At 40.4% G+C, this 14,053-nt stretch carries 12 protein-coding genes; 3 read left to right on the forward strand and 9 right to left on the reverse strand.

The features are described 5' to 3' along the window. Window positions 1–113 precede the first annotated feature (113 nt). Window positions 114–1,883, reverse strand: a complete 1,770-nt coding sequence (locus ACQKIC_RS14020) for an ATP-binding protein (protein WP_427591783.1) — start codon at window positions 1,881–1,883, stop codon at window positions 114–116. A gap of 25 nt (window positions 1,884–1,908) precedes the next feature. Further along, a complete protein-coding gene (locus ACQKIC_RS14025; protein ID WP_402868957.1) occupies window positions 1,909–2,136 on the reverse strand; it encodes a YozE family protein in 228 nt (75 codons plus the stop codon). A 340-nt stretch (window positions 2,137–2,476) separates the two neighbouring features. On the opposite strand from ACQKIC_RS14025, the gene ACQKIC_RS14030 reads away from it, so the two are divergent. The 3 genes from ACQKIC_RS14030 to ACQKIC_RS14040 all read left to right on the forward strand — a co-directional run bounded on the left by ACQKIC_RS14030 (window position 2,477) and on the right by ACQKIC_RS14040 (window position 6,765). Further along, on the forward strand, window positions 2,477–4,579 hold the full coding sequence (locus ACQKIC_RS14030; protein ID WP_402988209.1) for an MMPL family transporter: 2,103 nt from the start codon (window positions 2,477–2,479) through the stop codon (window positions 4,577–4,579). A 141-nt stretch (window positions 4,580–4,720) separates the two neighbouring features. Further along, entirely contained in the window at window positions 4,721–5,395 is a 675-nt protein-coding gene (locus tag ACQKIC_RS14035; protein WP_402868959.1) for a response regulator transcription factor, read from the forward strand. Continuing rightward, window positions 5,392–6,765: a HAMP domain-containing sensor histidine kinase gene (locus ACQKIC_RS14040; RefSeq protein WP_402868961.1), complete on the forward strand. Its 1,374-nt coding sequence runs from the start codon at window positions 5,392–5,394 to the stop codon at window positions 6,763–6,765. The genes ACQKIC_RS14035 and ACQKIC_RS14040 overlap by 4 nt, the downstream gene beginning before the upstream one ends. Before the next feature lie 449 nt (window positions 6,766–7,214). Here the strand turns inward: ACQKIC_RS14040 and ACQKIC_RS14045 are convergent, their stop codons facing one another. The 7 genes from ACQKIC_RS14045 to ACQKIC_RS14075 form a co-directional block, all read right to left on the reverse strand. Then, complete coding sequence (locus ACQKIC_RS14045) at window positions 7,215–7,493, reverse strand: YokU family protein (protein WP_402988206.1); 279 nt, start codon at window positions 7,491–7,493, stop codon at window positions 7,215–7,217. A gap of 33 nt (window positions 7,494–7,526) precedes the next feature. Further along, window positions 7,527–8,912: a lysine 2,3-aminomutase gene (ablA, locus tag ACQKIC_RS14050; RefSeq protein WP_427591782.1), complete on the reverse strand. Its 1,386-nt coding sequence runs from the start codon at window positions 8,910–8,912 to the stop codon at window positions 7,527–7,529. A gap of 121 nt (window positions 8,913–9,033) precedes the next feature. Then, entirely contained in the window at window positions 9,034–10,416 is a 1,383-nt protein-coding gene (locus ACQKIC_RS14055; protein ID WP_402988200.1) for a sigma-54 interaction domain-containing protein, read from the reverse strand. Between the two features lie 85 nt (window positions 10,417–10,501). Beyond that, window positions 10,502–11,344: a putative beta-lysine N-acetyltransferase gene (gene ablB / locus ACQKIC_RS14060; RefSeq protein WP_427591781.1), complete on the reverse strand. Its 843-nt coding sequence runs from the start codon at window positions 11,342–11,344 to the stop codon at window positions 10,502–10,504. A gap of 55 nt (window positions 11,345–11,399) precedes the next feature. Beyond that, on the reverse strand, window positions 11,400–12,689 hold the full coding sequence (locus ACQKIC_RS14065; protein WP_402956812.1) for a peptidase: 1,290 nt from the start codon (window positions 12,687–12,689) through the stop codon (window positions 11,400–11,402). A gap of 17 nt (window positions 12,690–12,706) precedes the next feature. After that, on the reverse strand, window positions 12,707–13,372 hold the full coding sequence (locus ACQKIC_RS14070) for a 3-oxoacid CoA-transferase subunit B (RefSeq protein ID WP_427591780.1): 666 nt from the start codon (window positions 13,370–13,372) through the stop codon (window positions 12,707–12,709). Next, complete coding sequence (locus tag ACQKIC_RS14075) at window positions 13,339–14,052, reverse strand: CoA transferase subunit A (RefSeq protein ID WP_402868974.1); 714 nt, start codon at window positions 14,050–14,052, stop codon at window positions 13,339–13,341. The genes ACQKIC_RS14070 and ACQKIC_RS14075 overlap by 34 nt, the downstream gene beginning before the upstream one ends. Between the last annotated feature and the right edge of the window lies 1 nt (window position 14,053).

A 14,053-nucleotide genomic window follows, 5' to 3' on the forward strand; every position in this document is an offset into this window, starting at 1 on the left:
CAAGGTGGTTAATGGAAAAGAGGGGGCATTTGACTCATTTAGATAGGTTATGCGAGAAACTTTTATTATGGTAACCTATCAAAAAAATAGGGCAAGACAGGAAAACCGCCTCTTTAAATGAGACGGTTTGTTGTCGGAATCGTCAAGATCACTTCTGTACCTTGTCCATATTTACTTTCGATTTGAAATTTCCCTTTGAGTTCATCCATGATTTGGATGCAAGTTGCCACTCCCAAACCATTTCCTTTTAACTTTGTCGTATAAAAGGGCATCCCGATATTTTTTAAATTCTCAGGTTTAATCCCTTTTCCATCGTCTCGGATCTTCAATTGTACATAATGAGGTGAAGTATCGACGGTCATTTCAATCTGCCCTTTTGACTCAAACGATTCGCAGGAATTATTCAGGACATTAAGGATAACCTGACGCAACCGGTTTTTATCGGAATAGGTATGTACGGGTTCTGTCAATGTATTAACGAGTGTGACATCTTTATATAGAGTAGAAGCCGAATAGACAGCAACCAGTTCATCAAGGAATTCCTTCAGATCCAAATTCTCCATTTCAAGCTGGTGGGGTTTAGCTAAATCAAGGAGTTGTGTAACAAAAACGTTCACTCGATCTACTTCCCCAAGCATGACATCACTGTACTTTTCAATTAACTCTTTTTCATAATCCTGCTTCTTCAACAGTTGGAGAAAACCCCTGATGGTCGTCAATGGGTTCCTGATTTCATGCGCTACCCCTGCGGCCAGTTGTCCGACATATTTTAACTTTTCGGTACGGACGATTTCTCTTTCTCTATCCTTAATCGTATCCATCATCCTTAGAAACGCATGATTCAACTTCTCCATTTCTACAAAACTTCTTTTATCAGAGACCACGAACTCTTTTCCCTGGATAAAATCTTCCGTCACTTCCACTAGATTATGTACTGGTTTCACCAGAGATTTCGTAAGTAAATAGACGCCTAGAATGATGGACATAAATACAATGGTGTATATAGAAAGATAGCGGGATAAAAGATCATTTAACGGCTGATATACTTGTTTTTTGTCAGCTCCCACTACCACAAACCATTTATTTTCCGTTTGAGCTATCGGTTGAACGTATTGAATGGAATATATCTTTTCTCCATTTTCTGCACTATATAAATTATTGGAATTAGCGGATTCCAATAACTTTTCTTTTGTAAGGCCCATATCTTCCAATGTCGTATTAGAACTCTCATGAATGCCATTCGGGTCTTTTTTTGAAATCATAATGCCATCCTGATTGATCATATAAAAATTCACAGGGTACTTTTCACTAATGTCATTGGCCTTTTTCTCCATCATATCCCAAAGGCCTGATATCCGAAAGGCCGGGGACACAACACCGATCATTTTCCCTTTATTATCATTTACCGGTGCACTTAAGGCTATAATAGGTTCAGCAAATGCTTTCGTTTTATATACATCCGATAGGAATTCATGCCCCTTTAGCCCTTCTTGAAACCATATTCTATTAGCTAAGCTTGTTCCGACCATTTTATTTGAGGTATCAGCCATGACCGTACCTTCCAAATCTAAATATACGGCACCAAAGTATTCACCTTTTGCTTCTGTGAATCTTTTCAATTCATCGGTCTTCTCCTCTTTAGAAGAATCAGGATTGATCAATACCGTATTCGTACTCATTAAGTTAACATCACTAATCCGTTCATTTAAATAACTGTACATTTCATTTACCATATTAAGTGAACCTGAATTCAATGTACTCTTCGCTTCTTTAGCTAGCAAGGAGCGTTGTGATTCATAAGAAATGATTCCCAATATCAAAACGGGTAAGCTCGATATAATTAAAGAATAAAACAAAATTCGGGCTTGAAGGCTTCTAAACATCCTTCGGCTCCCCCTATTCCTGTATCTATAGCAGTCCTTCTTCTATTTGGACATATTGATCCCATAATCGATCGAATATAGTCATACTATCTAAATAGTCTCCATTTAACTCCAAGTAACTGCTCACTTCATGATAATCATCCGATTGCTTTGGAAAACTGTGATCTTCGTATGCATGGTTTGCGAATTTTGTAAATTCATCAATTTCCTTCGGCTGTCGATATTTCATTAAAAATAAGTAAAACGGTCTCATGTCGAGCCCCCTTATCAAAATACTATGATTTAAATCTTAATATATCGGAAACTAACGCTTACGTCTACACCTATACAAGTCTTGATTGTTAATTACCCTTTCAACTATAAATTCCATCTAGATACTTTACCACGAATTTTGTGTATATAGAGTAAATCTTCAGGCGCTGATAAATGTTTTATTATCCAGCTGGTTACCCCTCCAATTTTTCATAATTTAACTAAAAGTTCATTTTCAGTTCATTTAGTTACATTACAATGAAATAGAAAGTGATGACGAGCTTAAATGTGAGGTCCGCATTTCACATTGCAGCTCTAAACTATAAGGGGGAAATAATTAAATGAATTCTTTTTTACGCCCAATAACTGATTGGGTTTCAACTAAGAAAGGTATGTGGATTACAATTGTCACATGGCTGGTCTTAATGATTGGGTTAAGTGCCGGTCCGGCAGTAAGTGATTACAAAGTGACAAACTTTCAATCCTTACCCGACGATGCACAATCCATTATTGCAAATGAAAAATTAGAAAAATACTTCCCTAATGATCAAGGGACGCCTGGTATTCTTACCTTTCATAACGAAAATGGTAAGGTGAACTTAGAAGAAGTTACAAGCATTATGAATAAAATCATCGGTGCTAAAATTGAGGGTGTCGATGAAATCGTCAATATCTCTCAATTACCGCCAGAAGCAATCGAAGGGTTCAAGTCAGATGACCAGTCTACGATCATCATTCCAATGACTTTAGACCCTGGTCTTGATAGCCGCCAAATTGGCGAAACCGTAGATGCTATGGCTGAGGTTGGAAATGACGTTACAGAGGGTATGTCTGAAACTTCCTTCCGTATTACTGGTCCTGCAGGAATTGCTGGAGATACGCTTAAGTTGTTCGAACAAGCTGATTTCGTGTTACTATTTACCACAATAGTGATTATTTTAATCCTGCTCATCGTTATTTACCGTTCTCCATTATTGGCTTTTATCCCACTATTAGCAACAGTAATCGTATACCAAGTAGTGAATCAAACACTCGGATTAATGGGTGCTGGTGGACTTGAAATCAACAATTCAACTACATCGATAATGAGTATTTTGCTGTTCGCGGCCGTGATTGACTATTCATTATTCATATTCTCTCGCTTCCGAGAAGAACTGAACCACCATGAGACCAAATATGAGGCAATGAAACATGCGATGCGTGCTACAGGATTGCCAGTATTCTTAGCAGGCGGAACAGTACTCGCCGCAATGCTAGTATTATTCTTTGCAAACTTCCGTGATTATCAAAACTTTGCGCCGATTTTTGGAACGACAATGTTTGTCATCATGTTAGCATCCATTACACTTGTCCCAGCGCTGTTCACCCTATTCGGGCGTAAAGCCTTCTGGCCGAAAGTACCGAAGTTTGGTGAAACGAAAGAAGTGAAACATCGCTTCTGGGGACCCGTTGCAAAATTCGTTGTAAATAAACCAGGCCTTTCTGGCGGGATTATCGCCATTTTAATGGTTGTGTCAGCGTTAAATGTATTTAACCTTGATTTTGAGTTTGATACAGTGAAATCTTTCCCAAAAGATTTACCTTCACGTGAAGGCTACGAAATCGTCGAAGCGAAATACGACAAAGGTGAATTGGCTCCAACATCCATTTTATTCGAAGGAAAAGAAACGTTATCAGAAAAACAGATCGAAGCATTACGGACAACGCTCGAATCTGAAAAAGATGTTACATCAGTTCGACTAACAAATGTATCTGACGACGCGAAAGTAGTAAAATATAGTATGACGCTTGACCTTAACCCTTATTCTGTCGAAGCAATCGATATGATGAAGGAGTTAATTGAAAACGATGATGAAATCCTAAGTAAAGCAGATATATCCGGTGAAGTGTATTTTGGTGGAATTACTCCGAAACTTGTTGACGAGCGTGATGTCAATAATCGTGATATTTGGGTGATCGTCCTACTAGAAACATTATTAATTTTAATCCTCCTATTCGTGTTAACGAAGTCAGTAAAAATGTCGGTTTATATGATGGCCACCATTTTACTTTCATTCTTGGCGGCTTTAGGATTAGGTCTGTTCCTCATTGATGTTCTGTTCGGTTATGAAGCAGTAAGTACACGTGTACCTGTTTATGCGTTTATCTTCTTAGTCGCTCTCGGGATAGACTATAACATTATTTTAATATCCCGTTTCTTAGAAGAACGCAAAACAAAAAAAGTGAAACAGGCTTTGGAAATCGCTATTCGGAATACAGGTGGGGTCATTTCATCTGCTGGTTTAATTTTGGCAGCCACCTTTGCGGCATTGACTACGATGCCAATAGCCGATTTATTCGTCTTTGGATTCATCGTTGCCATCGGTATTTTAATGGATACATTCTTAGTGCGTGGAATGCTATTGCCCGCATTAATATTATTCTTTGAGAAAGATAAGAAATAAAAGAAAAAACAAATATACAAGCCATACGCAGAGACTTCCACATGTCTCTGCGTTCTTACCTGTTTACATGCATGTAAGTATAGATTTCATGAAAGCGAACCCATGTACATATAAAGCAAAAAATGGTTTGAGGTGATTGTATTGAAAATAATGGTTTGTGATGACGACAAACATATATTACAGCTGGTAAGTATTCATTTAATGCGGGAAGGATATGATGTCATAAAAGCTAATGATGCGAAAGAGGCGCTTTACTTATTAGAAGAAGTAGTTCCTGACTTAGCCGTAGTTGATGTGATGATGCCCGGGATGGATGGCATTGAGTTGACAAAAATACTCAACCAAGATTATAAAATTCCTGTTCTACTGTTAACGGCAAAAGATCAATTAGAAGATAAAACGAGAGGGTTTCTAGCAGGTTCCGAAGATTATGTAGTAAAGCCCTTTGAACCTAAAGAGTTACTATTTCGGATTGCCGTCATCCTTAGAAGATTTGATAAGGACAGCCAAAATATCATTCGGATCGGTAATGTGACGATTAATCGTAAAATTTTTGAAGTGTCAACCGAATCAGAAACACTGATCATGCCCTTAAAGGAATTTGAATTGCTATCATTACTTGCAAATCGGCCCAATTATGTCATCGAGCGATTTACCATCATGGAACAAATATGGGGACATGATTATGAAGGTGACGGCCTGACCCTTAATACACATATCAAACGCCTGAGAAACCGATTGGATCGTCTAGGGGCTAATATCGAAATAAACACAATCCGTGGTTTAGGATATAAATTAGAGGTTCAACATTCATGAAAACCTTGTATCAACAGTTCATTATCACTACGTTAAGCCTTATGCTATTCAGTACAATTGTCGGCTTTTTTTTAACAAACACGTATTACCATCTGGTTACTAAGGAACAAAATGATGAAAAGAATGTCGCCATAGCACAAAATATTACACGATATATCGAGAGTACGCCTGATTTGGATTTAGAACATTATTTATCGACACTTGGCGATATAGGGTATCAATTTTATGTTGTCGGGGAATCTGGTTATTCTCAGTTCTTTGGAGGGGCATTTAAAACGTCAGAATTACCCCCTTCCGCCAAAGAAACGGTATTTAAAGGAAATATCTTTCATGGTATGGAGAACTATCCAAATCAGTCATTCATGACAGGTTTTTTTACGAATAAAATTATCAATACTGTCGGTGTCCCCTTTATATATAATGGCGAACAGTATGGGGTCTTCCTTCGGCCCAATATTGGCTTATTATTTTCTGAAGTGCATACAATATTGGCTTGTTTGATCATATCCATGGCGATAATCAGCCTGATTGGAATGCTATTTGTTGCGAAACAATTAATACGACCCATTACACAATTAACGGAAGCCACTAAACAAATATCAAAAGAAAATTATGACCTTCTACTGAAGGTTAAACGACGCGATGAAATTGGACAGCTTGCATCAAGTTTCAATCAAATGACGAAGCAATTACAGGAAACAGATCGATCAAGAAAAGAATTCATAAGCAATGTTTCTCATGATTTCCAATCGCCGCTATTAAATATCCAAGGATATTCTGAACTATTGAAGTCACCCAGCATTACAGAAGAAGATCGCCTAACATACACATCGATTATCGAGACAGAGACTAAGCGATTATCTCTCTTAACTAAGCAATTACTACTGCTAACCTTTTTAGATCAGCCTACACGTGCATTAAAACGCTCCTCATTTGCATTGGATGAACAACTTAAGACGCTGATTCAAAAATATTTGTGGCTCATTGAAGATTCGGGCATCGAACTATATTATAAAATTGCACCAATCCGTTTCAATGGTGATGAAGGTCTATTGGAAACTGTCTGGGATAATTTACTTACAAATGCTTTAAAGTACAATAAACCGAACGGTTCCATTAAAATTATAGTTGAAGAAACAAACGATGATGTTTTCATTCAATTTCGAGATACCGGTATGGGGATTAAAGAAGAAGAACTTTCTCATTTGTTCGAACGTTTTTACCGAGCGGACGCTTCTAGGACAAAAGAAGGCACTGGTCTGGGACTGGCAATTGTCAAAGAGGTAGTGGATTTCCATCGTGGCAGCATACGTGTTTCAAGTCAATTCGGAAAAGGAACATGTTTTTTCATCACTTTGCCTAAACTATAAATAGGCTAACTACGCACCTAGATCAACATATACCTAAAGCCACCAGGATTAAGATATGGTGGCTTTAACTATAATAATCCATCCTTTTGAACATTCGTACACCCTCCCTTCCGCGTTACTCAACCAACTAAAGTCAAAATAAAAACGAACGTGGAAAAGTTTTTCTAAACTTATAAAATAAGGAAAGTATCTTATTCTAGTCTAAGCCTATTAATTATTACATGGAACTTGCTGCAGAAGAGATCGTCGGACATTAGTGTGAAAGAGTTATAGTGGACAATATTAGGGGCTTTTTCTGCAGAAAACCTCAGCTATCCTTGCACTTATAATCAGTCCGTTTAGCCGATTTTATCTAGTTTCAATTCAAAAAAACATCTATCCAATCCCGAGGATCAGATAAATGTTTTATCAAAAATCATAGTTTTTATTTTTTATAGAATTCGCTCCTCCTAAGAAAAGTCAAAATAATTCCGTTTCAGCATTCGCTTCATCTTTAATAGTTCCTCATACGTAGTCTGCTTATCTAGCTGTTTCGTATCAATTAGAAACAACTGGTCTTCAATTTCTTTCACGACTTCATCCCGTTGAAAAAGGGCATTGCAATTTTCACAATGGGATGATGGCGTTTCGGTAATCTCAACAGCCTTCGTTCCATCCGGTAATTCCCAATAAACTGTACCCTTTATGGAAGAGAGTTTTCCTGTTTCACACCACGGACATACTTCCATTTTACTCCCCTTCTTCCTTTTTGCTTTGTGGAGCTATTTTTTTATTTGCTGTGCCTGAATTTTTTTTTCTTTTAGCTGGTCACGTTTTTCGCGTTGGTTTTTTAAAGAGGCATGTTCTGGGTTGGTATGGTATTTTTCACGACGGTTCATCCGTTTCAGGCCTTCAGGTACTAAATTAAATTGTTTGTCGTTCATAAGACCCGCTATCCCTGAATCTGACTGTTTTGCTTCAACATCGGGATAAATCCCCTTGAAATAATCATCGGCAAGTCCCGGTGTGTACTGCTCCGGTTCCGGATAGGTCGTGATTACACCTTCGAAATTCCGAAGCACTGTCTTGGTTGGGGATTGAGAGAGGATGTAATTTGGCTGTAAAGTGATTTTCCCTCCCCCTCCAGGTGCATCAACAACGAATGTAGGTACTGCATAACCGGATGTATGACCCCGTAAGCCTTCGATGATTTCGATTCCTTTAGATATTGGGGCCCGGAAATGACCAATTCCTTCTGACAAATCGCATTGATAAATATAGTAAGGGCGTACACGGATCTTGACAAGGTCATGCATTAGCTTCTTCATGATAGGGACACTATCGTTAATGCCCGCTAAGATTACAGCTTGGTTTCCAACTGGCACACCCGCATCCGCGAGCATCTCACACGCTTTCTTCGACTCTTCCGTTATTTCTATCGACGTATTGAAATGCGTATTTAACCAAACCGGGTGATATTTTTTTAGAATATTACACAGGTTTTCAGTGATACGCTGAGGAAAAACCACTGGAGCCCGTGTACCGATCCTGATTATTTCAACATGGGGAATGTCTCGCAAATTCTTCAAGATATATTCGAGGATGGTATCGTTGATCAATAATCCATCACCACCGGAAATAAGCACATCCCTGACCGCTGGTGTATCCCGAATATAGCCGATTGCTGCATCTAATTGTTTCTTTGGAACGCCCATGCCAATTTGACCTGAAAAACGCCTTCTCGTACAATATCGGCAATACATCGAGCACTGGTTCGTCACCAGGAAAAGCACACGGTCGGGATACCGGTGAGTCAATCCCGGTACGGGTGAATCCTCATCTTCATGTAGTGGATCCTCCATATCATACTTAGTTTTATGCATTTCTTCCGATATGGGCACGGATTGCATCCTTATTGGACACCTAGGGTCCTCTTTATTCATAAGTGACGCATAATAGGGGGTAATGTTTAAGGGAATCGTTTTGGTGGAGATTCGCACCCCTTCCTCTTCATCCGGAGTAAGGTCGATTACTTTCTTCAAATCATCCACAGTTCTTATTGTATTTGTCAATTGCCACAACCAATTGTTCCATTGTTCATCAGTTACATCTTTCCATAACTCTATATCTTTCCAATGACGATCTGGTTTATATAAATCAAATAACATAGCCATACCTCCTAAGTCTTGATAGTAGTATTTAATGCAAGAAGGGTGCCAAAATTGCCCAAAAACTAAATATGAACGCTAAAAAATCCGGTTATATACGATATACCGGATTTTTTAGCGTTCAAGTATGTTTCTTGATTTTATATTGGAGGGTCTGCCTCGGGATGTCCAATAGCTTTGAAGCTTGAAAGACATTTCCTTCGGTTTGCAAAAGTGCCTCTGATATAAGTTTGGTTTCCATTTCCTTCATGGCTTCCCGCAGCGGCAATACCTTCTCTTTAGGAACTGTGCTCTTTTTTAAAAATGGGGGCAAGTCACCCGCTGTCAAGACTTCACTTTCGGCATGTATCATCATGAACTCAATCGTATGCTTGAGTTCCCTTACGTTACCTGGCCAATGATAGGCATGTAGGATTCCCTTGGTCTCTTCATCGATTCCTTTTACGGAGCGATTCATCTTCTCGTTAAAGTTTATAATAAAATGCTCCGTAAGCAATAAAATATCCTCTGGACGATCTCTTAGCGGCGGTAGCTCATAGCTCAAAACATGTAAGCGATAAAATAAATCCTCACGGAGCTTTTTCTCCGTGACAGCCGTCTTCGGGTTTACATTCATCGCAGTCATGATCCTGACATCTACCTGAATGCTTTTTGCCGCCCCTATCCTCCTAACGGCCCCATCCTCAAGTACACGAAGCAGCTTCGCCTGTAAATCAATGGGCATCGATTGCAGTTCATCAAGAAATAGAGTCCCTCCATTCGCCAGCTCAAATAATCCCTGGCGTTCGACAGCTCCCGTGTAACTACCTTTCGAAGTCCCAAATAAAAGCGAGTCCAATAAATTTTCAGGTAGTGCCGCACAATTTTGTGCAATGAAGGGCTTTTTTCGCCTATTGGAGTTGTGATGTATACTTTGGATGAAAAGTTCCTTTCCGACACCACTTTCACCATAAACTAAAACCGAAGACGATGACCGGGCAGCCTTTTTCCCTTGTGCAATCAACTTTTCAAATGGTGGATCTTGGGTTAGAATATCAGCAAAAGTGTATAACGTACCATTCGTGGCTACTTTTTTTTCTTTACTTGTCGTCGTTTTAAGAGAGCTTTCCAAGTCTGCTAAGCGTTCCGATAATTGTTTCAGGCTAGAATAATCTTTCGCAATTTCTATTGCCCCCATTATGAAACCGTCTACATATATAGGCAGGGTTGTATTGAAGGTCTCAATGATTCGACCATGTGCATTTACATAAGATTGTCTATGATGGTAGATGGGCTTTTCGGATTGGATGACACGCAGCAAGGTCGAAGATTTATGATTTAAGGACGGAAACGCTTCAAGCAGTGGTTTTCCAAGCACTTCCTCTACCTTCATTCCATCATGGTTGGCCGCCACTTCATTATAAAAGATCGTTTGACCTTTTGGATCGATTACATGAATTCCCTCATCAATGCTTGCCAGAATCGCTTCTAAGACCTGATTTGTATTAAAACATTCACTGATCAATGTCTTCCCCCTCTCTCACATTCCTTCCATCATATATATGAAGTAGTGCCGAAAACTTGTCATATGCATGCCCGAAAATGGGCATTCATGTATAATTCTTCACCCATAAGTTCATATCCTCCAATTTATCGAAAATGAAGCAGTTATTGGCTAATCTACCCCTGTAATAATAGCCTTGCTGATGCAATGCTGCATTCATTCCGAATGATAGCGCCCTTGCGATAGAATAGATACAATAAATGTCATGTGAGACGAGGTGACTCTCAAGCTTCTCAATCAAGTGCTTCATTAATCCATACTGCCGATGATCGGGCAGTGTTGCACAATCCGTTATTTCCGCATTACGGTAGAAGTCATTTATTTCAGCGGATGCCGCACTGACGATTACTCCATCATGTTCGTACATGTAATAGACCGTCCCGCTTTTCATGCACTTCCTCACATATTCTGGTTCATTCATCGGGGTTGGGTAAATTTCAAATACTTTTCCGTACAATTCAGCAAGCTTCACCGCATCTATTTCCTCCGCCTTCCTTCCTATATAGGTGGATGGGGGGGCCTCTAGCTCTACTTTTGTTGGAAGTTTCTGTACATTTTCTAGAATTTCATCCTCCTTGATCCAATGAGAACTGGCCCTTCGCTGATCTTGGGTATATTTAACAAGGAAGTGGCAATCACTTCCTAAAAAGAACTTATCGATGCTTCCCTCATATAAAAAACCTTTGCTCAGCAGCTCCAGTACATTTTCCGTTCGTGCCTTGAATATGATTTTCTCCGCTGATATATTATCAGCTGCTTTCAAAGATTCTTCGACGCAATCTTGAAAATGGCCCAAATAGTCTTCGACCCGTACGCGCTTATTAAAACGATCCATCATTATGTGTAGTGTAGAATGGGACAATTGAATTCTTTTTTCAACAATATCCATTCGGCTCTCTCCTTCCTTCTCTATCTAATAGTGTAACAGAAGGCCTGACCCTATTTTAGGAATCAGACCCGGTACCCCTTATATGTCCCTCCACTCCACACCATTCCAAAATTGTTCGTGCAATGATTTCGGCCGATTCCAACATTTTATCCACTTCTATATATTCATTGGCATCATGGGCCAATTTTGTTTCGCCTGGTCCGAAAACCACTACCGGTATGGAACCGACCGAAGATAAATACCCTCCATCCGTTCCCCAAGGGGAAGCTTCCACAGTCGGCTGTTCTCCCATGACTTTTTCATAGTGGGTGGACAATGCCTGAATCAACGGATGATCCAATTCCAGGATTCCCGGTATCCATCTAGCTCCGAACCATTCCAATTCAATTGGTTTTTCCTTGAACCAATTATCCTTACGATTCAAATCGTCAATCTTGTTTTTCAAGGAGAGTTGTGCCGCTTCCATGGTTTCCTTAGGGGCAACTCCAAATCTACCTTCTAGAATCGCTGTATCAGGCACAGAAGAAGGCCAATTCCCACTTTGGATGCTCCCGATATTAATGGGAATGGGGATGGGGATATTATGATAAAGTGGATGATCCATCTTTTGGTTACGTTCCTTTTCAAGGTTCTTGATTTCCTCGATTACAAGATAAGCTTTATCTATCGCGCTTTGTCCTTCATACCGGGTTCCCCCGTGTGCTGATTTGCCTTTTATTTTCAGTCGAAACCACATCGATCCTTGTTGAAGGGGGAAAAATTTCATGTTCGTTGGTTCTGGAATGATCGCTCCATCAGCTTTATATCCTCTCAATACAGCTGCGAGCGAACCCGCCCCACCGCTTTCCTCTTCGATTACACTCTGAAATATCACGTCGCCCTTCAACCTTATGCCTGTTTCAACGATGGATTCGAGCGCTAATAATAATGAAACATTCCCGCCTTTCATATCCGTCGTCCCCCGCCCATACACTTTCCCATTCTCTATTTTTCCACTGAATGGATCATCCTTCCATGCTGATCTATCACCTTCAGGAACGACATCGATATGACCGTTCAATATAAGCGACCTGCCGCCGCCACTTCCCTTCCTAACCGCGACAAGGTTTGGATTCCCTTTAAAATCTTTTCGGTCACAATAAAAATGAGGATGATTTCTTAGTGCACCATCCCCAATCTCCCATAGGTCGATGTCAAGACCGATCTGCCGGCACTTTTCGACGACGATGGCTTGTGCACTCCCTTCCTGCCCGCGTTTGCTGGGTTCCTGCACTAATTTTTGAAGTAATTTAATGCCATCATTTCGATGCTCTTTCAACCATGCACTGATTTGCTCTTCATACATGCCCTCATACTCCTCTCTCATTCTTTTACTATACAAAGCTTGCTAGACACTTTAACATCGGCTTCCGTTCTTTTCTTGACTTCTTCTATTGTAGTGGAAGCGAATAAATCAGTTAATAGGAGACCTTTTGGAGTAACAGAAAAAACGCCCAGTTCCGTGATAACCTTATGTACACATCGTTTCGCCGTTAATGGCAATGTACAGTTCTTCATTAATTTGGAGATACCGTCTTTGTCGGTGTGCTCCATTAGGACAATGACTTTTTTCGCCTTTGCCGCAAGTTCCATTGCCCCACCCATTCCAGGTACTCGCTTACCGGGAACAATCCAATTTGCCAGATCCCCATATTCACTTACTTGAAGAGCGCCTAAGATCGTAACATCAACACGGCCACGGCGAATCATCCCAAAGGCGAGTGTACTATCGCAATAGGATGCTCCTTCCCGGATGGTTATGGGGAGGCCTCCTGCATTACAAAGATGTGCGTCTTCATGGCCCATGGCTGGAGAGCTTCCCATACCAACAATCCCATTTTCTGCTTGAAACATCACTTGATGATCGGCTCGTAGATGATTCGGCACTAAAGATGGAATGCCGATACCCAAATTGACCAGCATGCCATCCCTAATTTCAGCTGCCGCTCTTTTGGCTAATCGATTTCTCGCCTCGGCTCCCAAACCCATTTCCAATCGACTCCTTTTGAAGGAATGATATAATCTACAAAAGCACCAGGTACAATGATTTTCTCTGGATCCATGCTGCCCAGAGGAACGATTTCCTCGACTTCCACAATCGTGATTTGACCTGCCGTTGCCACGAGTGGGTTTGTATTTCGAGCACTTTTGTCGAATATGAGATTGCCATAGGGATCTGCTTTTGCTGCAAAAACGATAGCGATATCGGCAGTCAATGCAGGTTCCACTAGGTAATTTTTCTCCCCGATTTTGACGGTTTGTTTCCCTTTCCTGACGATATCATTATCCAGACCAATATCGGTTAATATTCCGCCAAGACCCATCCCCCCTGCACGGATTCGTTCAACCAGTGTACCTTGCGGAGAGAACTCCACTTCCAACTCTCCATTATTCATGGATAGTCCGGCATTCGGATTGGAACCGATATGAGAAACAATGATTTTTTTTGCCCGCCTTTGAGTAACCAGCCTACCTATTCCGATATCAGGGAAGCCAGTATCATTTCCGATTAAAGTTAAGTGTTGTATACCCGTCTCCAAGATTAGATTGATGAGGCCCGGAGGAGTGCCAATTCCACCGAACCCGCCAAAAAGAATGGACTGACCGTCTTCAAAGAGATGCAGGACATCCTCAAAACGGCAAACTTTATGGAATGCATTATCATTCAAT

Source organism: Peribacillus sp. NPDC046944, assembly GCF_050272735.1.
GTDB lineage: Bacteria > Bacillota > Bacilli > Bacillales > DSM-1321 > Peribacillus.

Excerpts from the sequence above, each read along its gene's own strand:
- ACQKIC_RS14020 (WP_427591783.1), bottom strand. The coding sequence starts at position 1,883 with ATGTTTAGAAGCCTTCAAGCCCGAATTTTGTTTTATTCTTTAATTATA.
- ACQKIC_RS14025 (WP_402868957.1), bottom strand. The coding sequence starts at position 2,136 with ATGAGACCGTTTTACTTATTTTTAATGAAATATCGACAGCCGAAGGAA.
- ACQKIC_RS14030 (WP_402988209.1), top strand. The coding sequence starts at position 2,477 with ATGAATTCTTTTTTACGCCCAATAACTGATTGGGTTTCAACTAAGAAA.
- ACQKIC_RS14040 (WP_402868961.1), top strand. The coding sequence starts at position 5,392 with ATGAAAACCTTGTATCAACAGTTCATTATCACTACGTTAAGCCTTATG.
- ACQKIC_RS14045 (WP_402988206.1), bottom strand. The coding sequence starts at position 7,493 with ATGGAAGTATGTCCGTGGTGTGAAACAGGAAAACTCTCTTCCATAAAG.
- ablA (WP_427591782.1), bottom strand. The coding sequence starts at position 8,912 with ATGTTATTTGATTTATATAAACCAGATCGTCATTGGAAAGATATAGAG.
- ablB (WP_427591781.1), bottom strand. The coding sequence starts at position 11,344 with ATGGATATTGTTGAAAAAAGAATTCAATTGTCCCATTCTACACTACAC.
- ACQKIC_RS14065 (WP_402956812.1), bottom strand. The coding sequence starts at position 12,689 with ATGTATGAAGAGCAAATCAGTGCATGGTTGAAAGAGCATCGAAATGAT.
- ACQKIC_RS14070 (WP_427591780.1), bottom strand. The coding sequence starts at position 13,372 with ATGGGTTTGGGAGCCGAGGCGAGAAATCGATTAGCCAAAAGAGCGGCA.